Raw genomic sequence first — 23,249 nt, forward strand, 5'->3', positions numbered from 1 at the left:
CCTGTGTTAGCAGGTTCAGTCGTTGAAAACGGCGGCGGCTGCGGTGTGCGCGATGCGTGCTTGGGCCTGGGGGTCGAGACCGATGCGGTTCCAGGCGAACAGCGCGTGATGGGCTAGGACCGCGCGGATGCCCCGGGTGAGCTCTCCGCGCTGGTGGTGCGCGCGCAGCCTGTTCCCCGTAGCCGTGTGGGAGGCGGCCCAGGACGCGAGCCAGCCGAGGGCTTCGTTGTTCTCGACCAGGCGTGCGGTGTCGACGGTCAGGAGCCGTCGCGTCGCGGTGATGTCATCGACGGTCGGCGCGGTCGTGGTGGCGCGGTGGTGGGCGATGCGGTCCCAGACGTCGCCTTGCTCGTACCAGTCGAGCCCGGCGGCGCGGTGCAGAAGCGCTGCCAGCAGAATCGACACGTGTTCACGTTGGTCAGGCCCGGTCGGCCGAGCCCGTCGATGGGCGAGGTAGGCCAGAACGTGGGTCGTGTCACGGGCGAAGTGGTCGTGCGCCACGTGCATGCCGCCCTCGCCACCGAACGCTCGGGTCTCCGGCTCGTAGACCGACGGCGTCCAGCACTGGATCTGCCCGCGAGCAGCGAGGGCGTCGAGCGTCTTGTTGACGCAGGTGGCGGTGGCCGGGTCGGTGTGGAACCGGATCCGCCAGTGCGGCGTCTTGCGGACGAAGAACCAGTCGTCCACGTCGAGGTCGCGCAGTGCGGGCGCGAGGACCGTCACCGCGGTCTGCTCGACGGCGGTCGGGTCCGCGAACTGGATGTTGGTCTGCCGCCACTCGACGGGCCCATCGTTCGATGAATCCAGGTCGGCGACGTGGTGGGCCTCTCTGGTCAGTTCAGGAGCAGGCAGGTGTCCCACTGCGCCTCCCGGTGGTCCGTCGTGGTGGTGTGCAGGGCGAGTGCGGTACCGGCGAGGCCGTCGAGGAACTCGGTCTCCTCCGACAGTGGATCGGTTCTCGCGACGACTGCTTGGACGAGCTGGGTCACCTCGTCGCTGAGGTCTGGTGTGGCGGCGTCGATGCCGGCGCGCCACGTGGTTGCCAGGACGCCAGCCAAGCCGTGGCAGAGGCCGACGTCGGTCAGGGTGGCCACGCTCCGCGTACTGCGCACCTCGTTCAGGAGCGCGTTCTCCGCGGTCAGGCGTCGTTCCTCGTTGCCGGTCGCGAGTGCGGCGAGCTGGAGGGCGCGGGCGATGCCGGGTGTGCCGTAGCACCACGACGGGCGTTGCCGTGACGGTAGCGGTTCGTGGCCACGGACCTGGGCCAACGTCAGGATGCTGGGCCACCAGGTGCCCGTCTCGTCGTTCTGTTCCCAGGTGTCGTACCAGGAGCAGACCCGTTCGATCGCGGCCTCGTGCCCACGGACTCGCGTTCCCTGCCGTAGCGCGAGCGCGAGGACGGTCAGGGCGGCGGCGATGCCGTGGGACATGCTCAGGTTGGCGTGCCCGTGGGCGAACCGGGCGGTGCCCGCGGTCTGCTTGGTGGGCGCGGTGTGGGTCCACCACCCGGGCAGGTCCTCACGCCCGGGCAGTGGTTCGGTGAGCCGGACCAGGTAGTCCAGGACCTGGGTGGTCACCTCGTGGTCGGGGTACCGGTGCAGGTGGTAGGCGCCCAGGCCGGCCAGGCCACGGACGAGGTCGTGCTCCCCCATCGGTGGCGTGGATGCCGCGCGCCAGCGGGCGCGGGCCTGGTCGAGGCGTCGGCGCGTGATCGCCGTGACCGCTCGGTCCAACTGGGACAAGCCGCCGGAGGCGTCGGTCGTGGTGTGCAGGGCCATGGCCAGGGCGGGTGCGCCATAGAACAAGCCGGCATTGGCTCCGGCGCTGACGGGTTCGTGGGCGGCTTCTCGCAGCCAGTCGTGGGCGGTGCTCCAGTCGCCGTGGCCGGTGCGGGCCCGTTCGATGTGGAGCAGCGCGATCCCGACGGCGCCTCCGCCGAGCGACTGCCTCCGGGCGCGCCCGGTGCCGTGCTGGAGTTTCGCCGGGTTTGCGAGCCGCTGCACGATCGCGGCGACCAGATCGTCCGCGGCGTTGGTGAGCGACGGGGTCTGGGTGGCGCTCGGTGCCGTCATGCGCGGGTTCCCCGGTGGGGGCGTCGGGCGTTCCAAGCCAGGGCGCCCGTGCGGGCCAGGTGGAGACATTCCTCGTCGGCGCCGGGCAGCAGACCGAGCATGCGGATGACGTGGAGGTGCAGCAGGTCTGGAATCCAGACCAGCGGGTCGGCGCCCAGGTTGAGGAGTACTGAACGGTACTCGGCCAGGGCAGCGTGCCGGGTCTGCCATGCCGCCGCGCTCTGGGGATCGGGTCGCGACATATCCGGACTCACATGGTCGTCGAGTGCTTGCTGGGTCCAGGTGATCGCGTGGACGCGGGTTGCGCGGTCGGGTGCTTGCGGTGGTGTTCTGGGGACGTTCGACAGCAGCCAGGACACGGCCGCGTCCGGACCGCCGGCCAGCACCTCGGTGATGCCCACCAGGCTCACGGCGGTCATGGCCTTGCGTACCCGGAGCGGCACCCCGGTGGTGGCGGTGCGCTGAAGCCGTGCGACGGCCGAGTCGGCGGCGAAGAATCGCTCGGCGGTCGCGAGGGTGGCGCCGGCGCCGAAGCGGCCGGACTCGGGCTGGTAGGTGTCGAGCACGAGATGGCTGACCAGGCCGCGGTCTCGGAGGTCCTGCGCCCACCGGCTGGTCTCCTGGGCGATGTGTGCGGCGGTCGCCTCGGTGGTCTGGAGGCGGAGACGCAGGTGCGGGTCGGGGTCGGTGTAGGGCAGGTACCACCACTGGGTGCCGTGCCCGAGGCGTTCCAGCAGGGCCGGTAGGTGGTTGATCAGGACGGGGTCGATCTTGTCGGGGTGGCCGTAGAGCTTGGTGTTGAGCCAGTCTCCGGTCAGCGGCATGCGGGGCTCTGCGACGGTCGCGTGGTCGGAGGCCCGCATCGGGCGGAGGTTCAGCGCCCGAGGTGCGGCTTCGGAACCGAGTGGCACCACCAGCTCGTGGACGCGGTTCTCGATCCAGCCGTACGCTCCGTCCGGCGGTGCCTCGTGCAGGACCGCCCGGCCGTTCTCCGCCACGTGCTCCAGCAGCACGGCCCGATCGACGTCCCGATCGAGGTCTAGACGGAGCCGCCGGTCTAGGTCGACCAGCAGCACGCCGGAGGGCACCATCATCCGGTCACACCATGAGCTCAAGGCCGCTCGTGCGTCGGCGGATTCGGAAGCGCCGACGTCGTCGGTCGTCAGGATCCAGCGTGCGGGCGCCAGGACGATGCGGCCTCGTCGGACGCGGGGCAGGAACGGCAGTACGGCAGCGGTGCCCCAGTCGAAGGGCGTGCAGGCGGCGGCACGTGCGGTCGGGAGCTGGCACAGGAACCGCATCAGGGGGTGGGCAGCCTGGGTCAGCTCGATGGCGGTGAAGGTGACCGGCTCGACCGCTACGTCGCGGCTGGTCCAGATCAGGGTCAGGCCGTACCGGTCCGCGGTGACGGCCAGGTCGTCGAGCCGGATCGGTTCCACCCCGGGTGGGGTTACGTCGTCGGGGCAGATGACGTGGGGCAGGAGGATCGGGTTGGCCGAGACGTTCTCTGCTCGGATGTTCAGGGGGCGCACGAGGACCTGTGCTGTGACGGCGTCGCGGGTGGAGGCCGGCAGGGACCGGTAGGTGTCCCGGATCGCGGTGGTGTCGGTCAGGAGGTGCCAGAAGCGTCCGGTGGTCGTCCCGGCCGCGCGGGACGCCCCAGCGACGGTGAGCGTGAAGTCTCCGGCGTCGATCTGTTCGGCGGTCGTGGCGTGAAGCTCGAACCGCAGCTCGGTGTGCGGCTGCGCCGCGCGCAGTTCCTGGGGTGCCAGGAGCTCGATCAGGGTGTCGTCCAGGTCCACCTCCAGCCGGCGTCCGAGGGCGGCTCGCTGCGCGACGGCGGCCAGGACGCCGTCGCGGTCTCGGACCGGCTCGGGCCGGGGTGCGGGCAGGCGGGTGCCGCGGAAGGTGGCCGGGTATCCCAGGCCGGTGTCCCCCAGGAGATCGAGCAGTGGCACGACGGCGTGCGGCCCGTATCGCTCCAGGAACCGGAAGTGGTAATCGCGCCATTCGGCGTGCCCGTCCGGCTCCGGCGCCAGTCGGGCCAACAGGTCAGCCGCTTGTTCGGCTGCCTCGATCACCTGTGCGGGGACCGTCAGGTCGACGTCGGCCAGGGTGTCGGCCCCGACCAGTCGTTCGTGGGGCTGGATGGTGCGCAAGTGGTCGACGAGTGCGTGCCACGGGTCATCGTCAGCAAGGACGGGCACAGCCTGGAACCGCGCGGCCAGGTCACGTACCTCGGTCGCCAGCGGTCCAGGTTCCGCGTCGTCGAGGTGTGCGGCGATGTGGGTGACCGGGTTAGTAGCGGCAGCGCTCGGGCGCAGGCTCGTGGCCAGGAATCCCCGCTCGACCAACGTGACGGTCAGGTGCTCGGCGTCCGTGCGCCGGGCGCCCGGGGTCGTGTCGGTGATGGTCTGCACGAGGTCGGTGAACCGGACCGGTTCGCGTGCGGCGGTCATGGCCTGCCGGACGGGCTCGGTCAGGGCGATGGAGACTTCTGTGAGCGTGGGGTGGCGCGGGTTGCCGCCGTCGGGTCGGTGGTCGATGACCAGGCGGTCGTCGCGGACGAAGGCCAGCTCGTTCGCCTGGACCGTCTGACGGGGCAGGAGGGCCGGTTCGGATGCCAGGCGGTCCACGACGGCGGCCACCCACTGGCCGTCCGGGCGAGGATAGGCGGTGTGCTCCTCGCCGAGCCGTACCTTCGTCGTCGGACCGGCCACGACCGGTGCGACACCGGCGAACAGCCCGAACGGGGTAACGCGGCTCGCGGCTCGCCGCGCGTACCGGCCCAGTGCGCGCGCAACACGGTCCAGGTCGCCGGCAGTCGCGTCAGGGTCGCGAAGGGTCTTGCTGGTCTGATCGGCCAGCGACGGGCTGGCCAGGGCGACGGCCGTGGAGAAGGGCTCTCGCCACGCCTCGGTCAGCCAGGCACGCACGTCGGTGTCTGGGGCATCGGCGGCTGGTGGCGGGGAGGGAGCGGTGCAGGTTCCGATCCGGATGAACGCCGCGTTCATCGCCTTGAACATGGTTCGCTCCCTTCGCGGGCGTGGGAGCCGGTCTGGGTCCGGCTCCCACGGAGAGCGGTCGACTAACCGGTCAGTGCGGGCCTACTGCGGTCACGCTGGGGTGAGGACTTACTTGGGGCAGCTCGTGCAGGCGGTCTCGCAGGTCGTGCCGCAGTTGTCGTTGGTGAGCTGGTACAGGTCCTCGACGATCGGGCCGGACTCCACGACCCGGATGTCCAGGTCGAACCCGTTGCTGGCCACCGGGGTGACCGGGGTGCCGCTCAGCGGGGCGTAGGCAGGGGTCAGGGGCATCACCATGGTTGGTTCCTCCTTGTTACTGGTTCGGTGCTACTTGTCGGGTGGTGCTCGCGCAGGCGCCCGGGTCAGGACTCCTGCGGCGTGGGCCAGGTGATGACCACACGGTTACGGGGCCGGTCCAGCATCCGGCCGCGACCACTGGCGCCGATCGCGTCGTCGGGGGTACCGGCCGGGTAGACGGCGATGGTCGCGTCGAGGTTGGTCTCGTCCCAGGAGCCGATCAGAGCGACCAGGCGGTCAGCCATCTCCTGACCGCGGGGTCCGTGGCCGAGGCCACCGAACCGCAGGCCGTCGTCGAACCGGCGCAGCGAGAGGTAGGCGAAGGAGGAACTCGTCTCGTCCAGGATCGTGGGCAGTCCCAGCGGCCAGGCATGCGCGATGGTCCCGGCCTCGGCGGCGGCCTTGGTCGCGGTGATGACACCGAACGTCGGGGTGTTGACCATGAGCCACAGGTGCAGCCCGTCGAACCGCTCCACGCCGGTCACCTCGCCCCACGCTTCGACCCGGGGATGTGCCAGGGCGTCGCGAAGTGCCTCCGGGTCAATCGGGAGGTCGGAGTCGATCAGGAGCGTCACGCCGTCGGCCAACTGCAGGTACCGCTCGGCGGGGCTGGCGGCTCCACGCATCGGCACGAAGTGGGCTAGTTCGTACTGGTCGCTGATCAAACCAGCGCCCTGCCGGTGCAGCACGACCACCCGGGTGATGCCCCGCATCCGCAGCGGCACCACGACCCGCCCGTCGGGTGCGAGCTGTTCGATCCACGACGGCGGCAGGTCTGCGACCGAGGTGGTCACGACGATCCGGTCGTACGGCGCATGCTCGGGGACACCAGCGTCGGCGTCGGCCAGGACCACGTTGACCTGCTCGTATCCGGCTCGGGCGAGGTACTGGACGCTGCGCTCGGTAACCCGTGGGTCGATGTCGACCGTGGTGACCTGGCCTTCGGGGCCGACGATCTCGGCCAGCAGAGCGGCGTTGTACCCGCCTGAGCCGACTTCCAGGACCCGCATGCCCGGAGCGATCTTGGCCTGTTCGAGCATCATCGCCTGGACGTCGACGGCGGAGATCATGCTGACCGCGACACCCGTCTCGTCCAGAGTGCGGTGCAGCACCGTGCGCAGCGCGTATGCCGATTCCAAGGTGTCCTTCGGCCCGAACACGTGGCGCGGCACCGCACGCAGCGCAGCGGTCACCTCCGGGCTGCGCAGCACACCAGACGCCTGCAACGCGGCGATCATGGCCTCCCGCAGTTCCTGGGCCTGCTCGCTGTCCACCGGTTCGTCGGACACGTACGTCTGCTCCGTCATCTCGTCCCTCTCGTGATCGCGGTTCATGGCTGCTGGCGTGGTCCGTGTGGACCCGTGGTCAAGGGTGGCCGTCGTCCGAGCACTGCGCCTGCCTGCGAACCGGTCTCGTGGGTCGCGGGTCACAGGTCGCTCAGGGGTAGCTCGAACCCGGCCGGGCCGTCACCGGTCACGCTGCGCCACTGCGCGCGACGGCGGCCCTCGTCCCCTCGGGGGTAGGGCAACCCGGCCTCCAGGGCGGCGGCTTCGATGGCGCGCATCGTGGTCCCGACGCCGGACGGGATCGGTGCATGTCGCACCCAGCGCCCGTCCCGGAGGGACCATGCCTCGCACCGCGTCAGGTCCGGCCCAGGGCCGTGCCAGACCCGCAGCACGACCGGGCCGGGCGCGGTCCGTCCAGCGGTAGAGATCTGTGCGGCCAGCGGCGACAACGCGCCGTCCACGACCGGGACCAGGGAAGCCAGCACCGACAGCACTCCGCGTTCCTCCATGGTGCCCGTCGTCTGGTCGGCGGCGGTGCGCACGATCGCGGGCGCCTGCCCCATCGCAACCCCACGACCGGCCCACGCCAGCATCTCCAGGTCGTTGACGCCATCACCGACCGCCACGGTGTGACCGGCAGGGATGCTCAGGTGGGCGCGTATCTCTTCCAGGGCGGCGGCCTTGCTCACGCCCGGCGCGGTCAGGTCGAGCCAGTCGGCACCCTGGGGGAGAACCGTAGCCCCGGTGGCGTGCAGGGCGTCGACGTACCGGCGGATGCCCGGAGCAGCCAAGGCAACCCGGGTGGCGGGCTCGGCCATCAGGTCGGCGAGCAGCATCGTCTTCTGCTGCCCGTTCAGCTCGTCAGCCTGGAACCGGCCGGCGGTCCTCCAGCCCCATCCGATCTCCTCGACGGCGACACGGACGTTACCGGTGAGGTCCAGGGCGCGTCGGAGCACGGGGGCGGGGTCGAACATCCGGGCCTCGACCACGTCGTAGCCCGACGGCGCGGCCGGGTCCAGGTGGACGGTCAGCGCGCCGTTGGAGCACACCGCCCACCCACGGGTCAAGCCCAGCCTGGTGGCGATCGGCAGCAGACCGGCCAGCGACCTTCCGGTGGCGAGCACGACCTCATGGCCCGCTGCGCGAACCAGGTCCAGAGCTTCGACCGTCCCGGACGGAATTCGCCGCTCGCCGTCGACCAGCGTGCCGTCCACATCCAGAGCGACCAGGGTCCTGGTGCATGTCGTCGTGCTCATCGCGCCACCGCCTGACGGAGAGCGGACCGCACTTGGATCTCCAGGTCCCCGATCAGCCCGGTCCAGAGCGTGTGCCCGGGGACGAACATGCGGTGATCCAGCGGAAAGTCGCAACCCAAGACCTGGGCGATCTGCTCGCCCTCGTTGAGGTCCATTGGCTGTAGACAGATCCGCCCACGGGTGAATGTCACGATCTCGATGCGATCTGCCCCGACGGCGTGAAGCACTCGCGCGGTGGTATCCATCGCTGCTTCCAGCCGCGAAGCCATGGCGGCTCCGTCCTTCTCACTGGATGTGCTCATGGTGCTCTCCAGAACGTGTTGTGGCCTCGTTGCCGGGAACGCTATGACTGACGGCTGCGCGCCAACCCCGCCTCGTGCGCATGACTTGTATGCGCGCCCCGCATCCGTGCTTCTTCCGCGCGTACGCTGGCACCAGTCCAGTGACTGCCGTCACAGAGGGGGTGGGCCCGTTGCCGGCTACGACCACGGCGCTCGCGCGCTACTGCACCGGCTGCGCCGCGCGCATCGCGACGGACAACCCTTCCTCGATGTGCTCGACCTGTGCTCGTTCGGCTCAGTCGAGTCCCGGAGGCGCCCCGCAACTGGATCGCTCGTTCTGGGAAACGGACCTCATGCGCGACGCCCTGGCGAGCCAGGACATGGGTGCGGTCGTGGCTGCGTACCGGCGCCACCCTCGGCACGGACGACGTCCGCTCGCGCAGAGCCTCGTGGCCGGATGGCTGGGGATCACCCAGGGCCAGCTCAGCCGCGTCGAGTCCGGCCGTAACAAGATCCGAGACCTCGACCGGCTCCGGGACTACGCGTCCGTTCTGCACATCCCCCACGAGCTGCTCTGGTTCGCCGCCATCGACCCGTCGCCGTCACGCGAACGTCGCCCGAAGCCGATAAGTCTCCCTGGTGGGGTACCTCGCCCTGCGACCAGCCACGCCACCGACGCCGCACTGGCAGACTCGCTGCTGGCGACACTGCGGCAGTACTCGACCACCGACAACATGACCGGGCCCGCCCCGATGCTTCCGCTGGCCGAGGCGCAGGCCACCTTCATCAACTCGCTCCTGGCCGAAGCCGGCCCGGCGCGCAAGCAGCTGCTGTACGTCGGCGCGAGGTTCGCCGAGTTCATCGGCTGGCTGAACCAGGACAGCGGGAACATCCGGGCCGCCATGGCGTGGTCGAACCGGGCCCTGGACATGGCGACGGAGATCAAGCGTCCGGGCCTCATCTCCTACATTCTGATGCGCAAGAGCAACATCGCTTTCGACGCGGGCCGGCCCGACCTTGTGCTCGAACTGGCGCGGGCATCCGCGGAGGTGCCCGGTGAGCTCACCTCGCGGATGCGCGCTCTCGCGGCCCGCCAGGAAGCGCACGCTCATGCCTTGTTCGGCAACCAGGACGCCACCGCGCACGCGCTCAACCGCGCCTTCGAGCTGGCTGCCGTCCCGGCTCAGGAGCGTGACATCGCGCGCTACTGCACACCGAGCTACATCGAAATGGAGGCTGCGCACTGCTGGGTCGAGCTAGGAAAGCCGGAAAGAGCACTCGGGGCACTCCAACAGGGACTGGCGCAGTGGCGACCCGAGTTCCGCCGAGACCTCGGACTCGGGTTGGCACGGTTCGCCGTCGCCCATGCCCGCACCGGGGAGCCTGACGATGCACTCGACATCGCCATGGAGTCCGTCCGGATTGTCAGTGAGACAGGATCGGTCCGCACCGCGAAGCAGCTGTACCGGGCATCATCGATCCTGCACACCAACGGTGCTCGCAGCGAGGGGGCTGACCTGCGGCATTCTCTTCAGACAACGTTGCGTCTGAGAGGATGACGCGAACCCCACGAGAGGATCGCAGCAGTGAGCTTCATGCCCCGGGTAACCGCGACCGACGCCGCTCGCCAGGACGCCCGGATCGCAGTTCTGCCGATCGGTAGCTTCGAGCAGCACGGAGACCACCTCCCCCTGGCTACGGACACGATGGTCGCAACCCTGATCGCCGAACGGGTCTGCGAACGGTACGGGCTCTTGAACCTGCCGCCGGTAACCATCTCCTGCTCGCACGAGCACGAGGACATGCCGGGGCTGGCGGGCACGGTGAGTGTCAGCCCGACCACGCTGCTGGCGATCGTCAACGACGTACGTCAGTCGCTGCAGCGCGCTGGCATCCACCACCTGGTCCTGGTCAACGCGCACGGCGGCAACTACGCCCTGTCCAACCTCGCCCAGGAGGCGAACGTCGAGGGCGCCGCAGTGGCACTGTTCCCCGGGAACGAGGACTGGAAGGCAGCCCGGACAACGGCTGGGATCGTGACCGGCGGTCGTGCTGACATGCACGCCGGAGAGCTGGAGACCTCGATCCTGATGCACGCGTTCCCTGATGCCGTCGGAGAGACGTACGTTAAGAACGACCACGACGCCCCGTCACGCAACCACCTCACGATCTTGGGGATGAAGGCTTACACGACCTCCGGCGTCATCGGCATGCCCTCCCTGGCCACCGCAGCCAAGGGCGAAGCCGTCATCGACGCACTGGTGGATCTGTTCGCCGACTGCATCAGCCTGTTCGACGACAACTCCCCCGCCCGGAAGGCAAGCGATGACTGAACGCCGACCGTTCGTTCTCCTCTCCGTCGCGGTATCGCTTGACGGGTACATCGACGACAACCACCCCGAGCGCCTGCGGCTGTCGAACGCTGCCGACTTCGACCGCGTGGACGAAGAACGCCAGAACGTGGACGCGATCCTCATCGGCGCCAACACGGTGCGACGTGACAACCCGCGCCTGGTGGTCAAGTCCGAAGAGCGCCGCGCCCAGCGGGTCGCCAACGGCAAACCCGCCTACCCGACGAAGGTGACAATCACTGCCAGCGGCGACCTCGATCCCGGCTCCAAGTTCTTCGGCGCCGAAGGCGCCGAGAAGATCGTCTACACGACCGATGGATCCCAGACCACGGCCAAGGAACGTCTCGGTGACGTCGCCACCATCGTCGCGCTCGGAGAAACGGTCACACCGGCCGCCGTCCTCGCGAACCTCGCCTCACGTGGGGTGGAACGGGTCATGGTTGAGGGCGGTGGGCACATCCACACGATGTTCCTCACCGCGGATCTTGTCGACGAGCTCCAGGTGGTGTTCGCACCGATCTTCGTCGGTCAGAACAGCGCTCCCCGCTTCGTCTACGAAGGCGTCTTCCCGCAGGACTTCCGCAACCGCATGGAGCTCATCGAGACACGCGCCGTCGGTGACTGCGCCCTCCTGCGCTACCGGCCGATCCGATGACCGCCGTCGACGCCGCCGACGACCGTCGGCACCTTGAAGGGGCCATCGCGCTGGCGAGCAACTGCACGCCGAAGCCGACGTCGTTCTGCGTCGGGGCCACAATCGTGGACGCCGACGGGGTGGTACTTGCCACCGGCTACTCGGGGCAGAACGACCCTCACGAACATGCTGAAGAGGCCGCGTTAAACGCGCTCAACGACGGGGACCGAGCCCGACTCACCACCGCGACGCTCTACACGTCGCTGGAACCCTGCAGCAAGCGAGCAAGCAGACCTGTCACGTGCACCGAACACATCCTGCGTGCCCGCATACCCCGAGTTGTCTTCGCTCTGTCCGAGCCCGATCTCTTCGTGGACTGTGTCGGCGCCGAAACCCTGCGAGCTGCCGGGGTTGAGGTTGTGCAGCTCGATGAACTCGCGAACGCTGCGTGGGACGCCAACCGGCATCTCGACCACTGACGCGGCAGCGCAGTTCAGAGCGTGGGCCCTTCCATGCCACCCTCTTCTCTTCGTCGCGGCGGGCCTGCTGGGGCAGGCCACGGCTCAGCCTTCGACGGCTCGGGCTTGGTTCGCCGTGGCGTTTCCTGGGGTGATCCCGCGAAGGCGGTAGCGGGTCGGGTGAGGTCGGGCGGAGTCCAGCGGACGTCCGGAGCGTCCTGGAGGTAGAACGGCGTGGCTCCGGGCTTAGGTGCACCGATGGTCAGCACTCCGTGGACGTACGGCCGCTGGAACGGGTCTTCGATGTATCCGAGGGGTGGCGTGGCGGCAGTGTGCTCGACCAGCTCGCGTTCCTGGGCACCGACCACAGGCCGGGTGTCGTTCACCTTGGCGGCGAGCCGCTGGTGAGTGGTGATCGCTTCGAGTGCCCAGCGGGCGAGGTCGTAGACCTCCATCCGCAAGACGCTCATGAACACGGCAGGCTCGGGGGCCCCGACGTGCTCAGCCCTGGCCGCCAGGGTGCCGTCCTGTTCTTCGTCGACGAGCATCGCCAGGAGCTCGATGCGGGCCTCGAACTTGCCGTATGCGGTCAAGGCTGCCAGGCGTGCTTCCAGGACTCGCCCGTACCCGCCGGTGAACCACGCCGCAGCGGCCGGGGCCCGCTCGGCACGGCCGGGCAGGACCTGGGTGCTGGTGTTCCTCAGCACGCCACGCTGGATCACCCCGACGGGCGTGGGCATGGAGGTCGGGACGGTCGTGACGTCCAGCGGGTACAGGATCTCCACCGGCGAGACACCCAGCGCAGCGGCGAGCACCGTGACGTCTTGCAGGTAGATCTTCTCCCGGGGCCTGGTCTCCAGGTTCGCGATGCTCGCCCGCGCCATCGGGTACCCCAACGCCCCGGTCCGGTCGGCAACCTCCTGCACCGTCAAACCGGCGGCCCGGCGGGCGGCCCGAAGCCGCTCACCAATGCCCGCCGTCCACGAACGCGACCATGCCACACCGTCACGCTCCGTGACGGCGTCCTGGTGCTGGCCCGGCACGGTGCCTGAATCGGTGCGGTCGGGCTCGGTGGGGTGTCCCATGCGCGCCACACTATCCCCAAGCGCACGATCACAACACCCAAGCCAGGCGTGTGCAGGTATTGCACATCCGCACCTTTCGCTCTACTCTCATACACATGCCGTAGCCGACGCGTGCCACGGCCGGGGACTGATGATGAGCGATCAGAGCACGGGAGCGGTTCGGACGGCAGGGCCGAACCACCACCCCGACCACCGACCCGCCACCGTTTCGTCGCGCCCAAGCCCTGCTAACACTCGTCCGGAGTTCACGACTCCTGAGGGACTGCGGACACTGCTCGATCGCCTGGCCGAAGCCGGCAGCGACGCCTGGTCGACCGATCCGGAGGTGGCGGAGCTGCTGCGGTTCTGTGGTGACCGGTACCGGGACCTGGCGCGCAAGCACCACCTGACCGAGCACGACGCCGTCGTCGCGGCGTTCGAAGCCCTCCGCCAGGATTCCGTACGCCATGCAGAGAACCCTTGGGCGGTGGTCACTACCGCGGTCCAGCGCGCTCTGGGGGCCGAGGCCCGCGCCGATCAGCTCCTGTGCTCCCCGGGCCGTGCCCGCCACCTGATGACCCGCACCGACCTCCCGCCAGCCCTGCGCATCGGCGACCCGTCCGCACCGACCACGACCCCCGACGGCGACCCCGCTCCATGGCTCGAACTCGCCCTGACCACCATGAGCGCGCGTACGGCCGGGACCGACGACCTCGACCCGGTGACAGTCGCGATCCTCGCCAAGGTCCGCGCTGCGACTCGGGCGACGATCACGGTACTGGTCGCGGTCGGCTGGCCAAGCGACGTCGCCCAGGCCGGCCTGGACTACATCACCACGACCCTGACTACCGCCAATGGTGTGCCTGCCGCGCGGGACCGGCTGCGCAAGGACCGCCACCCCGTCGTCGAGCTCGACATCGACAAAGCCACCTGGACCCGCCTCATCTCCGCGGTGCTCGGCACCCCGACCCGCGACGGCCTCCTGCGCCGGCTCCTGGCCGGGCACTCGCCACGCGAGGTGATCATGCAGGACGCCCACGACCTGACCCCACCCCATCACCCAGGCGCCCGGGAGGCTGACCATGCCGCATGACGACACCGACGGCCTGCGGATGGACCGCGCCGTCGACTCCATCACCGTCGGCCACCGGCACCGCCGCGATCTCGGTGATCTCCAAGCCCTGTGCGACTCGATCCGCAGGATCGGCCTGCTGTGCCCGCTGACGGTCACACCGGACGGTCTGCTGCTGTGCGGGTGGCGTCGCCTGGAAGCCGTCAAACAGCTCGGCTGGAAGACGGTGCCGGTGTTCGTGCGCCGGGCCTCGGCCGGGCTGCGAGACCTGATCGCCGAGCACGACGAGAACACCATTCGCGAGCCGTTGCCCTTGGAGACCGCCGAAGAGCTGTACCGCGAGTACAAGACGGCCGAGACCGAACAAGCCACCCTCCGCCAGCACGCCACCCGCTTCCGGGCCGACAAGAACACGACGAACGCCGGCTGGAAAGACACCAACCCAACCGACGGCGACGCGGGCGGCCTTGATGCGAACAGCGTGAAGGGTGGGGGCAAAAGGGACGACAACGGCTCCGCCGAATCGGCGGCACCGCACGGCGAACCTGTGCCCGGTCGGCACGGTGACGCACGCGCCAAGGCCGCTCAGATGGTGACCGGCACCAAGTCCTACACCCGCCTCGAACACACCGGAAGGATCAAGGACACCCGCGACGACCCCACCATGCCCGAGGACATCCGCAGCATGGCCCAGGCCGCCTGGCACGACATCACCACCAACAACGCTTCCCCAGAGAAGGAATGGAAGAGGATCCGCGCAGCGATCGACGGGCACCACGACACCGGGGCCACGCCGGTCGAAGCCGACGGGCAGGAGGATCCCGCCGACCTGGCCGCCGTCGCCCAGGCTGCGCTCGCCGGACCACGTACTCCACGCCGCAAGACATCCGCGTCAGACGACACCGGCACAACACCCACGCCGGGCACGGCACGGTCGCTTGCTGCACTTATCGCTGCCCTCGACGAGCAAGTCGACCACGCCGACGCCGCCGCTCTCGCCACGGACGCGAACAGCAGCGACTTCACACGCCTACACCGCGTGACCGAGCAGCTCGACCGCCTGTGCGCCGAGATCCACGCCGCCCGCCACAAGCGTCACCCTGCGCTCCGACGGCAGAAGCCCGCCGGAGCGCAGGGTGCCCCCGTCAGCGAAGAGCAGCCTCCACTCTGGTAGCTGCCGGGTTCGCCAGCCGCCTACCAGCCCGTACCGGAACGGTCGTCAGCCGTCGGCGCCGGACCGGCCGACGCATCCCCTGCAGCCTTCTCCTGCCGTCGACGCTCCCGCTCCCATGTCTCGTCGCCGATCTCGACCATGGCCTGCAGAACCGCCGACGTATCGGGCGCGAGGCGTAGTTGCTCGATGTAGTGCCGCGCCGTGATCCCAGTGTCGATCTTGTGCCCGAGCAGAGCAGCAGCATCGGCCGGCTTCATCTTCCGCGCGACCTCGGTCGCGACCGTGGACCGGAGCTTGTGCGGGTGCACCTGCCCGGTCATCTTCGCGTTCTCCAGCGCCGCCCGCAGACTGCGGCGCATGTTGTGCGTGGTCTGCGGCCGATCCACGTTGCGCCCGTCCTTGAACATCCGCGACGGGAACACCGGCGCATCCGCGTTCGCACCCGCCGGGCGAACCATCTCCAGCGACTCCACGACGAACGGCGGGACGATGATGGTGCGCCCGCCAGCGTCGGTCTTGGGCTGCTCCTGCCGGACCGTGCCCTGCCCCTTGATGTCGACGAGCGTGGCCTCGACCTGGACCGTGGGCTGGTCGGTGCCGGACAGGTCGACCGCGCCCCATCGCAGCGCCATCACCTCCCCGATCCGCAGCCCGGTCCCGAGCATCAGATCCACGGCGGCGGGCAGATGTCCGGTCGGCTTCGGCCCGGGCAGTCCCTTGCGCTGCTTCTCCCATGACCGCACCGCCCACCGCAGTTGGCCGACCGTCATCACGGTCAGCGCCACCGGTCGCGGCGTCTTCGGCTTGGGTGTCTTGACCTTGCGCACCGGGTTGTCTCGCAGTGCGTCGTGGACCACGGCGCGGTCGATGACGTCCGCGAACCGGCCGTGCGCCTGGATCGCCGTCGCCACCATGTCGTGCCCGCCCTCCTTGCCGCGCCGGACGATGCCGTCGACCCATGCCTGGCAGATCGCCGGTGTGAGCTGGTTGAGCCGGTAGTGCCCCAGGTAGGGGTCCACGTGGTTGCCGAGCAGCCGTTCGTACTCGTCCACCGTCTGCGGCCGCACCGGCGGGTCCGGCCACTGCGACCGCTCCCGCAGATCGTCGATCCACTGTCGGCATGCCAGACCGACCTTGCTGTTCGGCGCCAACGCCTCCGATCCACGCGCCGCACCGATCCGCTCGGTGATCGCCTTCTGCAGCTTGGACAGCGCGACGCTGTCGTTCTTCCCGATCCGCGTCACCTGCACCACGGAGTTGTCCAGCAGGCACACGCGGGCACGGGCCCGCACCTGCCCGTCCGGCGTCGGCGCGAACGAGAACTTGCCGTGCTCGCCGGGCTTGAGCTGTTCCCTGGGCATGGGGTCACCACCCCGTCCCGTGCTGAGCGTCCCCGCGCCTGCGGGACGCGGACCCGCCGCGGATCTCGTGCGCCTTGATCCAGGCGCGCACGTCGGCCTCCTCGAACAGCACGTGCCGCCCGATCTTGTAGGCCCGCGGTCCGGTCCCGTTCTTGCGCCACGACCGGACCGTCTCCGGCGAGGCGTGCAGCTTCTCGCACAGTTCCTCGACCGTCCACATCGGGGTACGGTCCAGGCGCCTGTCGTGCTCGTCGGGGCTCCCTGCGCGGTTCTCGCTCATGCCCCATACGAGTCGGGGAGGTACCAGCCCTGCCGGGCGGAAGGGGTCCCTCGCGGTCGTCCCCGGTGAGTCAAACCGAGGCAGAAACCGAGGCAGCATGCGTCTCATCAGTCAGCACCGTTCTTTCCGGTCGGTGCCTTCCTGCACGAGAAAGGCCGCTGAACTGGGCTGACGCCCGGCCAACGGCCTTTCAATCGGTGGAGCTAGGGGGATTCGAACCCCCGACCTTCTCATTGCGAACGAGACGCGCTACCAACTGCGCCATAGCCCCTCGGACTGCAGAAGAGTAGCACTTCACCGCAGGTGATCCGCAACTTGGCACCGTGTCGCGCAGGTCACCGCGGTACGGCCCGGCCTCACCCGGCCGCGCGACGACGCGCCAGGATCTCCTCCAGCGGCGTGGCCAGCGTCTCGGACTTCATGCGTGGCGGTTCACCGCGCAGCAGCTCGTCCTCGGCCGTCGAGCCGCCCGGTGCACCGGCGTCGTCGGCCGTGGTCCGGACCGGCACCGGGATGGACGGCGGGAGCGCGCCCGACCCCGGCCGAGCCGGGACGCTGCCCGCCGGAGCGGCAGGGGCAGACGAGCCGGCCGGGAGCGGGGCAGGCTGACGCTGGGGCGCCGCCGGCTTGGTCACGTACGTCGGCAGCGGCACGGGCACGGGATCCCAGGCGCGCCCGCTCGGCGTCTCGTCCGCGGGGACGGTCACCGCCGGCTCGTCGCCGGCGCCCTCGGCGGGCTCCGGCGAGGACTCCGCGGCGACCTCGATCACCTGGGGCTTGGCCGGACCGTCCAGGATCTCGTCCAGCACGTCCTTGCGCGTCACCCGCGGGATCGCCTGCGTCTCCGTGCTCGAACCGCGCGTGGCCAGGCCGGTCACCTGTGCCCGGTTGCGCGGCGCGTAGGGGCCGCCGTTGGCGAGCGCACGGGCCTGCGTGGCACGCTGCCGCGCGGCACGCACGGTGGCCTGCCAGCGGGCATCCGCACGCCGGGCCGCCCGCGCTGCGCGCCGACCCAGGAACAGCACGAACAGCAGCATGGCCGACGACGCCGCGGCGACACCCCAGTGCACCAGGCCGAACGCGACGAGCACCCAGGCCACCACGCTGCACACGAGCAGGATCGCCGACACGATGAGACGACGGCGCGCCCGTGCCGCCCGTCGTGCCCGCCGCTCGACCCGGCGGATGCGCTCCGCCGTGAGCGGGCGGCCGCGAACCATGATCTGGAGCGGGTAGCCCTTCGGGGTCGGGTGGGCGACGCGCGGCACGCCTTGCCCGGCACCCCGCTTGCTGTCAGTCATCGCCCCTCCCTTCCTGCCTGTGCCGCTCATCGCGACGATGCGCAGCCCTACCGAGAACCTGTCGGCCACCCGTGCGTCGCCGAGCTCCGACCTTCGGCGGACCATGCTCGGCAGCCAGTAGCCCAGCCACAGGACGAACAGCGCCACGGCCGTGAGTCCTGCGGTCGATTCCACGACACGACGTTAGGCGAGCGTCAGCGGGTCCCGCCGCACCACGTGCGGCGTGTCCCGGCGTCAGAGCGCTTCCCGCAGACGCTGCCAGCGTGCCAGCAGCCCCTCGGGAACCTCCTCTGCGGTGACGGCGAACGTGCGGTGATCACGCCACTGGCCCTGGATGTGGAGAAAGCGTTCCCGCACTCCCTCGTCCCGCAGGCCGAGCTTCTCGACCACGCGCAGGCTGGGCTTGTTCTCCGGCCTGATGTTGATCTCGATGCGGTGCAGGCCCAGGAAGAAGGCGTAGTCCGTGGCCATGGCCACGGACGTGGGGATCACGCCCCGCCCCGCGACGTGCTCGCTCACCCAGTACCCGATGCTCGCCGAGCACATCGACCCCCAGGTGATGGACGAGACGGTGAGCTGTCCCACCAGTGCACCGTCCAGCTCCACGCCGAAGGGCAGCGACGTCCCGGCGCGGGCCTGCGCCGAGAGCGAGCGCACGTACTCCCCGAACGTCGAGGCGATGTACCGGTTCGCACCGGGCGCCGTCGCCTCCCAACGCTCGAGCCATGCTGCGTTCTCCGCCCGCAGGCGGGCCCAGTCGGTCGCGTCCCGACGCCGCAGCGGTCGCAGCACGACCGCTCCGGCCGGCGTGTCCTCACGCAGCGTCACCGGCCATGGCTTGGCCACCGTCCACCCCTTCACGAACTTCCCTGTCGTGCCCTCCGGCACGTCCGACCTGCTCGACGGCATCTTCGTTCGCCCCTTGCCACGTCCCACGGCGAATCCCCGTGCTGGAGAGGGTCTACCACGCCCGGCGGTCTTGGACCCGTCGAGCAGCCGCTCGGTCATGTTCTCGCCTTCTTCGTACGCTGTTCGTAACAATCCAGTCTCGGAGTCTTGGCACAATAGCGGTCATGAGCGGCATCTCCGTCCCGACGCCACAGCCGTATCCCGTCCTTCCGGGAATGGAGACAGGTGACGCCAAGGAGGAGCTCCGCCGCGCGATCCGCGCCCAGCGCGGCCATCGGTCCGCCCGGCAGCGCGCGCAGGCCGCCGAGGCGTTCGCCGACGTCATCGAGTCGATCCCCGAGGTGCGCGACGCCGGATGCGTCGCCGCCTACGCGGCACGCAGCGCGGAGCCCGGGATGCTCCCGCTGCTGGAACGACTGTCGGGCCGCGGCGTCCGCACGCTGCTCCCCGTGCTCGGAGCGGGCCTGGCCCGCGACTGGGCCGACTACACGGGCCCGGACGACCTGCTGGAGCGCGCCCCCGGCCGCCCGCCCGAGCCGGGCGGGAGCACCCTGGGCACCGACGCGATCAGGCTCGCCGACATCGTGCTGGCGCCGGCCCTCGCCGTCGACTCCCGCGGGGTGCGGCTGGGTCAGGGCGGCGGCTGGTACGACCGCGCGCTCACGCACCTGCGGCCGGGCGCGAAGGTCGTCGCCGTCGTCTTCCCGGAAGAGGTGTACGACGCCGCGGAGCACCCTCTGCCCCGCGAGGAGCACGACATCCTCGTCCACGCCGTCGCGACCACGACCGACTGGCGGTGGCTCGGCTGACCCGGCAGGGGCTGCCGTCCGGCGCGTGCGGGCCGGGCCCGTCGTGACGGACCCGGCCCGCGACGCCGGTCTCACGGCGTGAGGATCAGCTCGTCCTCCTGCGCGGCGGCTACCGCGTCCCTGCTGAACGGCCAGGGGAAGGTCTCCCCCGCCGCCCAGGCGGCGAGCTGGTCGTCGTAGTGGGCGGACGCCGGGTGCGCCGACGTGCCGGTCACCACCACCCAGGTGGAGGCGTCGAGGTCGGCGAGGTCGACGACCATGCGCATCGAGGGCCCGCTGGTCACCTCGAAGCTGTCGCTGGAGGCGTCCCAGGCCGTGGCGTTGACGATCGACGAGCCGCCCCCGACCTTGGTCGGCGCCGGGTTCATGTAGAACGCGATCGGGGCCGGGACGCCGGACCCGCCGAGCACCAGGTGCTCCAGGCGGAGCTGGTGCAGGGTGCCCCACTCCCAGTCGCTCGTGTCCTTGCCCAGCTCGACCGTCAGGTCCTGACGGGCGCTGGTCAGGGCCTCGGTGAGCACCTGGTCGCGGCTCTCCACCACGGCCACCGTCGACTTGTCGTCCCAGAACTCGTCGTTCGGGTTGTCGAGCATGCCCTGGATCACGGCGAGCCAGCGGCTGCCGCCGTCGGGCCACATGGACTCCGGCAGCTCGTCGTTGAAGGTGATCTGCAGGAGGTTGCGCCACACGGCCGCGAAGTACGCCGCGGGTGCGGAGTCGGCATCCATCGACCGGTCCCAGTCGGCCAGCAGGTCCTGACCGTCTGACTCGTACCCGTCGGGCAGGTCGACCTCCAGCAGCACCGGCACCAGGGTGTCGGCGAACACGCTCCACTGGTCCGTCTGGATCGTGGTCATGTCGGCCGCCGTCAGCTTGCGGCCCTCCGCGATCTGGTCGCCGAGCAGCTTGCGGATCCGCTCCGACCGGTAGCCGTAGTCCCAGTCCCGGGTGAGGAACGGGCCCTCGCCGCCGGGCAGCACGGCCTGGTTGGCCGCCACGATGTACCCCTCGGCCGGGTCCACGACACCGGGCATCTGCTCCTGCGGCACGAAGCCGGTCCAGTCGTACCGGGCGTCCCAGCCCGGTCGTGGCCAGGAGCCGTCGGACTCCACGGCACCCGGCACGCTGGCCCGGACCGGGATCTTGCCCGGCGCCTGGTAGCCGATGTGCCCGTCCGTGGTGGCGTACACGATGTTCTGCGCGGGTACCTCGAACAGCGCGGCCGCGGCCTTCATGTCCGCCGGGGTCTTCGCCGTGTTCAACGCGAAGACGGCGTCGGCGGTGCGGCCGGGCTGGAGCGCCGTCCACTGCAACGAGATCTCGTACTGGCCCAGCTCGGTGCCCGTCTCGGTGGGCGACCGGCGGACCGCGTCCATGTCGGCCTCGTCCATCACCGAGGAGATGATCGGCCCGTGCACCGTGCGCCGGACCTCCAGGTCGATCGGGCTGCCGCCGTCGACCCGGATCACCTCGGTCTCCTTCTCCATGGGCACCCACTCGTCGGCGCCGCGCAGGTACGTGTCGTTGCGGACCCGCTCGATGAAGAAGTCGGTGACGTCAGCACCCATGTTGGTCAGGCCCCAGGCGAGGTCGGCGTTGTGCCCGATGACCACACCGGGGAACCCGGAGAACGAGAACCCGGACACGTCGAACGGGCACTCCGGTCCCACCTGGTTGCAGTGCAGGCCCACCTGCGCCCAGATGCCGGGTGCGGCCAGGTCGAGGTGCGGGTCGTTGGCCAGGAGCGGCTTGCCCGACTCCGTGTACCTGCCCGACACGGCCCACGAGTTCGAGCCGGTGCCCTCGCCGCGCGCGATCTGCACGGGCACCGAGTCCAGCGCGCGCTGCGCCGCCTCCATCGCCTCTGCCAGCTCCGGGCTGCCGTACACGTCCCCGGTGGCCGACGCCGTCTGGGTCGCCTGGCTCTGCTGCGTCGCCTGCCCGGTCCCCACGTCGGCGGGGTCGAGGATGGGCGTGTTGCCCGTGCCCGAGAAGGCGGGGAAGAGCTCCGCGACCCGCGACGCGTCACCGAGCGTGCTGTAGGCCAGCGCCCGGTCGAGCTCGTCGTCGTAGTTGCCGCGCAGGTCCCACGCCATCGCCTTGAGCCAGGCGAGCGAGTCGATCGGGTCCCACGGCTCCGGCTCGTTCACCTCGACGCTGACGTCGAGCACCGTGTACTCGACGGCGGTCTCCGACGGGCTGCGGCCCGCGAGGTAGGCGTTGACGCCGTCGGCATAGGCCTGGAGGTACTGCCGGGTGGAGTCGTCCAGGACGTTGAACTCCTCCTCGGCCACGTGCCGCCAGCCGAAGGTCCGGATGACCATGTCCGCCTGGATCGCGTCCTCGTTGTTGCCCACCAGCTCGGCCAGCCGGCCCGCCGTCACGTGGCGGCGGTAGTCCATCTCGAAGAACCGGTCCTGCGCGTGCACGTAGCCCTGCGCACGGAAGAGGTCCTCGGCCGAGTCGGCGTAGATCTGCGGCACGCCCTGGGCGTCCCGGCTGACCCGCACGTCGGAGCCGAGGCCCTCGAGCTGCACCTCTCCGGAGAGCTCCGGGAGGGGGCGGCGCGCGGTGAACCAGCCGAAGGTCGTGAGGGCGACGAGCACCAGCACCACGACGACGGCGGTACCCACCAGGAACTGGCGAACCATGGAGGTACGGGTCCGCCGACGGCGGGGACGCGGAGCGTCGGAGGGGGCGGTCTCGGCAGGCTCGACGGGATCGGCGGAAGTGGTCGCGGACACGCACTGGAGACTACCGCCAGCCCCAGACATTGAGTGAACGCGCACAGGTGAACGGCGTCGGGAGATCCTGGGACTATCCGTCGCCGCAGGACCGTTAGTATTGGCACTCGGAAACCCCGAGTGCCAGGCCCGGCCCCGGTGAGCGCACGCAGCTCCAGCCGGTCTGACGTCCCAGAGGAGTGCACGTGCCCACCTATGCGTACCGGTGTGCCGACTGCGGCCACGCGTTCGACATCCACCAGGAGTTCAGCGACGAGTCGCTGACGGTCTGCCCGGAGTGCCAGGGCAAGCTGCGAAAGGTCTTCAGCTCGGTCGGGGTCACGTTCAAGGGCTCCGGCTTCTACCGCACGGACTCGCGCAGCACGTCGACGACCAGCACGGTGAAGGCCGGAGGGTCGGACTCCTCCGGGTCCTCGTCGGGATCGTCGTCGAGCTCCTCCGGCGGTTCGTCGTCGAGCGGTTCCTCCACGTCCACCTCGTCGTCGAGCTCGTCGTCGAGCAGCTCCGGCACGAAGGCCGCGTCGGCCTGAGCCGGCTGCTTGCTGGTGGCTGGCTTGGCCGGCGGCCGGCCACTGGCTTGGCTGGCGCGGCCGACGACTGGCTCAGCTGGCGCGGCTGGCGACTGGCGCGGCTGGCTTGGCTGACGACTGGCCAGATTTAGCTGCGGCTGGCCGGGGTTGGCTGCGGCTGCCGGGGCTAGCCGGCGACCGGCCGAGCCTGGCTGCGGCACCGCAGGCTCCACCCCGCCGCGCGCGTTCGGGGGCCGGCCCCCGGGGGGGGGGGGGGGGGGGCCCCCGCCCGGGGGGGGGGCCCCCCCCCGCGGGGGGGGGGGGGCGCGGGGGGCGCGGGCCCCCCCCCCCGGGGCGGCCCCCCC

21 protein-coding genes, 1 tRNA gene and 1 pseudogene are annotated in these 23,249 nt (G+C 70.3%); 8 read left to right on the forward strand and 15 right to left on the reverse strand.

Annotated elements, in window-relative coordinates; all coding sequences use genetic code 11:
* Positions 1–15: 15 nt before the first annotated feature.
* The 7 genes from ACIBBF_RS25265 to ACIBBF_RS25295 all read right to left on the reverse strand — a co-directional run bounded on the left by ACIBBF_RS25265 (position 16) and on the right by ACIBBF_RS25295 (position 8,239).
* The gene (locus tag ACIBBF_RS25265; protein ID WP_397418962.1) at positions 16–861 is read right to left on the reverse strand and encodes a thiopeptide-type bacteriocin biosynthesis protein; all 846 of its coding nucleotides are present in this window, start codon (positions 859–861) and stop codon (positions 16–18) included.
* Positions 834–2,072 carry a lanthionine synthetase C family protein gene (locus ACIBBF_RS25270; RefSeq protein WP_397418964.1) on the reverse strand — a complete coding sequence of 413 codons (1,239 nt, stop codon included), beginning with the start codon at positions 2,070–2,072 and terminating at the stop codon, positions 834–836. The genes ACIBBF_RS25265 and ACIBBF_RS25270 overlap by 28 nt, the downstream gene beginning before the upstream one ends.
* Positions 2,069–5,098 carry a lantibiotic dehydratase gene (locus tag ACIBBF_RS25275; RefSeq protein ID WP_397418966.1) on the reverse strand — a complete coding sequence of 1,010 codons (3,030 nt, stop codon included), beginning with the start codon at positions 5,096–5,098 and terminating at the stop codon, positions 2,069–2,071. Before ACIBBF_RS25275 ends, ACIBBF_RS25270 begins: the two co-directional genes overlap by 4 nt.
* 108 nt (positions 5,099–5,206) lie before the next feature.
* Positions 5,207–5,395, reverse strand: a complete 189-nt coding sequence (locus tag ACIBBF_RS25280; protein WP_397418968.1) for an FxLD family lanthipeptide — start codon at positions 5,393–5,395, stop codon at positions 5,207–5,209.
* Between the two features lie 65 nt (positions 5,396–5,460).
* Positions 5,461–6,702, reverse strand: coding sequence for a methyltransferase, FxLD system (gene fxlM, locus ACIBBF_RS25285; RefSeq protein WP_397418970.1), 1,242 nt, complete (start codon positions 6,700–6,702; stop codon positions 5,461–5,463).
* A gap of 119 nt (positions 6,703–6,821) precedes the next feature.
* Positions 6,822–7,937, reverse strand: coding sequence for an HAD family hydrolase (locus ACIBBF_RS25290; RefSeq protein WP_397418972.1), 1,116 nt, complete (start codon positions 7,935–7,937; stop codon positions 6,822–6,824).
* Positions 7,934–8,239 carry a hypothetical protein gene (locus ACIBBF_RS25295; RefSeq protein ID WP_397418974.1) on the reverse strand — a complete coding sequence of 102 codons (306 nt, stop codon included), beginning with the start codon at positions 8,237–8,239 and terminating at the stop codon, positions 7,934–7,936. Before ACIBBF_RS25295 ends, ACIBBF_RS25290 begins: the two co-directional genes overlap by 4 nt.
* A 140-nt stretch (positions 8,240–8,379) precedes the next feature.
* On the opposite strand from ACIBBF_RS25295, the gene ACIBBF_RS25300 reads away from it, so the two are divergent.
* From ACIBBF_RS25300 to ACIBBF_RS25315, 4 genes are read left to right on the forward strand one after another with little or no spacing between them, the layout of a single operon-like run.
* Complete coding sequence (locus ACIBBF_RS25300; RefSeq protein WP_397418976.1) at positions 8,380–9,777, forward strand: hypothetical protein; 1,398 nt, start codon at positions 8,380–8,382, stop codon at positions 9,775–9,777.
* Positions 9,778–9,813: 36 nt separating this feature from the next.
* Positions 9,814–10,551: a creatininase family protein gene (locus tag ACIBBF_RS25305; protein WP_397418999.1), complete on the forward strand. Its 738-nt coding sequence runs from the start codon at positions 9,814–9,816 to the stop codon at positions 10,549–10,551.
* Positions 10,544–11,224, forward strand: a complete 681-nt coding sequence (locus ACIBBF_RS25310; RefSeq protein WP_397418978.1) for a RibD family protein — start codon at positions 10,544–10,546, stop codon at positions 11,222–11,224. The genes ACIBBF_RS25305 and ACIBBF_RS25310 overlap by 8 nt, the downstream gene beginning before the upstream one ends.
* Positions 11,221–11,682 (forward strand): deaminase, encoded by a 462-nt coding sequence (locus ACIBBF_RS25315; RefSeq protein ID WP_397418980.1) that lies wholly within the window; start codon positions 11,221–11,223, stop codon positions 11,680–11,682. The genes ACIBBF_RS25310 and ACIBBF_RS25315 overlap by 4 nt, the downstream gene beginning before the upstream one ends.
* Positions 11,683–11,696: 14 nt before the next feature.
* Here the strand turns inward: ACIBBF_RS25315 and ACIBBF_RS25320 are convergent, their stop codons facing one another.
* Positions 11,697–12,746: a helix-turn-helix domain-containing protein gene (locus ACIBBF_RS25320; RefSeq protein WP_397419001.1), complete on the reverse strand. Its 1,050-nt coding sequence runs from the start codon at positions 12,744–12,746 to the stop codon at positions 11,697–11,699.
* A 133-nt stretch (positions 12,747–12,879) separates the two neighbouring features.
* Between ACIBBF_RS25320 and ACIBBF_RS25325 the strand changes: the two genes are divergently transcribed.
* Both ACIBBF_RS25325 and ACIBBF_RS25330 read left to right on the forward strand, forming a co-directional pair.
* Positions 12,880–13,818: a hypothetical protein gene (locus tag ACIBBF_RS25325; RefSeq protein ID WP_397418982.1), complete on the forward strand. Its 939-nt coding sequence runs from the start codon at positions 12,880–12,882 to the stop codon at positions 13,816–13,818.
* Complete coding sequence (locus ACIBBF_RS25330) at positions 13,808–14,971, forward strand: ParB N-terminal domain-containing protein (protein ID WP_397418983.1); 1,164 nt, start codon at positions 13,808–13,810, stop codon at positions 14,969–14,971. Before ACIBBF_RS25325 ends, ACIBBF_RS25330 begins: the two co-directional genes overlap by 11 nt.
* 20 nt (positions 14,972–14,991) lie before the next feature.
* Here the strand turns inward: ACIBBF_RS25330 and ACIBBF_RS25335 are convergent, their stop codons facing one another.
* The 5 genes from ACIBBF_RS25335 to ACIBBF_RS25355 all read right to left on the reverse strand — a co-directional run bounded on the left by ACIBBF_RS25335 (position 14,992) and on the right by ACIBBF_RS25355 (position 18,759).
* Positions 14,992–16,332 carry a tyrosine-type recombinase/integrase gene (locus tag ACIBBF_RS25335; RefSeq protein WP_397418985.1) on the reverse strand — a complete coding sequence of 447 codons (1,341 nt, stop codon included), beginning with the start codon at positions 16,330–16,332 and terminating at the stop codon, positions 14,992–14,994.
* Between the two features lie 4 nt (positions 16,333–16,336).
* On the reverse strand, positions 16,337–16,612 hold the full coding sequence (locus ACIBBF_RS25340) for a helix-turn-helix domain-containing protein (protein ID WP_397418987.1): 276 nt from the start codon (positions 16,610–16,612) through the stop codon (positions 16,337–16,339).
* A gap of 198 nt (positions 16,613–16,810) precedes the next feature.
* A tRNA-Ala gene (locus ACIBBF_RS25345) sits at positions 16,811–16,883 on the reverse strand.
* An 85-nt stretch (positions 16,884–16,968) separates the two neighbouring features.
* Positions 16,969–18,087, reverse strand: a complete 1,119-nt coding sequence (locus tag ACIBBF_RS25350) for a hypothetical protein (RefSeq protein WP_397418989.1) — start codon at positions 18,085–18,087, stop codon at positions 16,969–16,971.
* Between the two features lie 60 nt (positions 18,088–18,147).
* A complete protein-coding gene (locus ACIBBF_RS25355) occupies positions 18,148–18,759 on the reverse strand; it encodes a GNAT family N-acetyltransferase (RefSeq protein ID WP_397418991.1) in 612 nt (203 codons plus the stop codon).
* Positions 18,760–18,986: 227 nt separating this feature from the next.
* Between ACIBBF_RS25355 and ACIBBF_RS25360 the strand changes: the two genes are divergently transcribed.
* On the forward strand, positions 18,987–19,631 hold the full coding sequence (locus ACIBBF_RS25360; protein WP_397418993.1) for a 5-formyltetrahydrofolate cyclo-ligase: 645 nt from the start codon (positions 18,987–18,989) through the stop codon (positions 19,629–19,631).
* Between the two features lie 71 nt (positions 19,632–19,702).
* On the opposite strand, the gene ACIBBF_RS25365 is transcribed toward ACIBBF_RS25360, so the two are convergent.
* Entirely contained in the window at positions 19,703–22,282 is a 2,580-nt protein-coding gene (locus ACIBBF_RS25365; protein WP_397419002.1) for a penicillin acylase family protein, read from the reverse strand.
* Positions 22,283–22,560: 278 nt separating this feature from the next.
* Between ACIBBF_RS25365 and ACIBBF_RS25370 the strand changes: the two are divergent.
* Positions 22,561–22,701 (forward strand): annotated as a pseudogene (locus tag ACIBBF_RS25370) (FmdB family zinc ribbon protein); the annotation flags it as partial.
* Positions 22,702–22,715: 14 nt separating this feature from the next.
* On the opposite strand, the gene ACIBBF_RS25375 reads toward ACIBBF_RS25370, so the two are convergent.
* Positions 22,716–22,886, reverse strand: a complete 171-nt coding sequence (locus ACIBBF_RS25375; RefSeq protein ID WP_397419004.1) for a hypothetical protein — start codon at positions 22,884–22,886, stop codon at positions 22,716–22,718.
* Positions 22,887–23,249 lie beyond the last annotated feature (363 nt).

The organism is Promicromonospora sp. NPDC050880, assembly GCF_044456525.1.
Lineage (GTDB): Bacteria > Actinomycetota > Actinomycetes > Actinomycetales > Cellulomonadaceae > Promicromonospora.

Coding starts and splice junctions, on each gene's coding strand:
- ACIBBF_RS25360 (WP_397418993.1), top strand. CDS start 18,987: ATGAGCGGCATCTCCGTCCCGACGCCACAGCCGTATCCCGTCCTTCCG.
- ACIBBF_RS25320 (WP_397419001.1), bottom strand. CDS start 12,746: ATGGGACACCCCACCGAGCCCGACCGCACCGATTCAGGCACCGTGCCG.
- ACIBBF_RS25270 (WP_397418964.1), bottom strand. CDS start 2,072: ATGACGGCACCGAGCGCCACCCAGACCCCGTCGCTCACCAACGCCGCG.
- ACIBBF_RS25310 (WP_397418978.1), top strand. CDS start 10,544: ATGACTGAACGCCGACCGTTCGTTCTCCTCTCCGTCGCGGTATCGCTT.
- ACIBBF_RS25315 (WP_397418980.1), top strand. CDS start 11,221: ATGACCGCCGTCGACGCCGCCGACGACCGTCGGCACCTTGAAGGGGCC.
- ACIBBF_RS25280 (WP_397418968.1), bottom strand. CDS start 5,395: ATGGTGATGCCCCTGACCCCTGCCTACGCCCCGCTGAGCGGCACCCCG.
- ACIBBF_RS25290 (WP_397418972.1), bottom strand. CDS start 7,937: ATGAGCACGACGACATGCACCAGGACCCTGGTCGCTCTGGATGTGGAC.
- ACIBBF_RS25275 (WP_397418966.1), bottom strand. CDS start 5,098: ATGTTCAAGGCGATGAACGCGGCGTTCATCCGGATCGGAACCTGCACC.
- ACIBBF_RS25340 (WP_397418987.1), bottom strand. CDS start 16,612: ATGAGCGAGAACCGCGCAGGGAGCCCCGACGAGCACGACAGGCGCCTG.
- ACIBBF_RS25325 (WP_397418982.1), top strand. CDS start 12,880: ATGAGCGATCAGAGCACGGGAGCGGTTCGGACGGCAGGGCCGAACCAC.
- ACIBBF_RS25305 (WP_397418999.1), top strand. CDS start 9,814: ATGCCCCGGGTAACCGCGACCGACGCCGCTCGCCAGGACGCCCGGATC.
- fxlM (WP_397418970.1), bottom strand. CDS start 6,702: ATGACGGAGCAGACGTACGTGTCCGACGAACCGGTGGACAGCGAGCAG.
- ACIBBF_RS25365 (WP_397419002.1), bottom strand. CDS start 22,282: ATGGTTCGCCAGTTCCTGGTGGGTACCGCCGTCGTCGTGGTGCTGGTG.
- ACIBBF_RS25330 (WP_397418983.1), top strand. CDS start 13,808: ATGCCGCATGACGACACCGACGGCCTGCGGATGGACCGCGCCGTCGAC.
- ACIBBF_RS25295 (WP_397418974.1), bottom strand. CDS start 8,239: ATGAGCACATCCAGTGAGAAGGACGGAGCCGCCATGGCTTCGCGGCTG.
- ACIBBF_RS25335 (WP_397418985.1), bottom strand. CDS start 16,332: ATGCCCAGGGAACAGCTCAAGCCCGGCGAGCACGGCAAGTTCTCGTTC.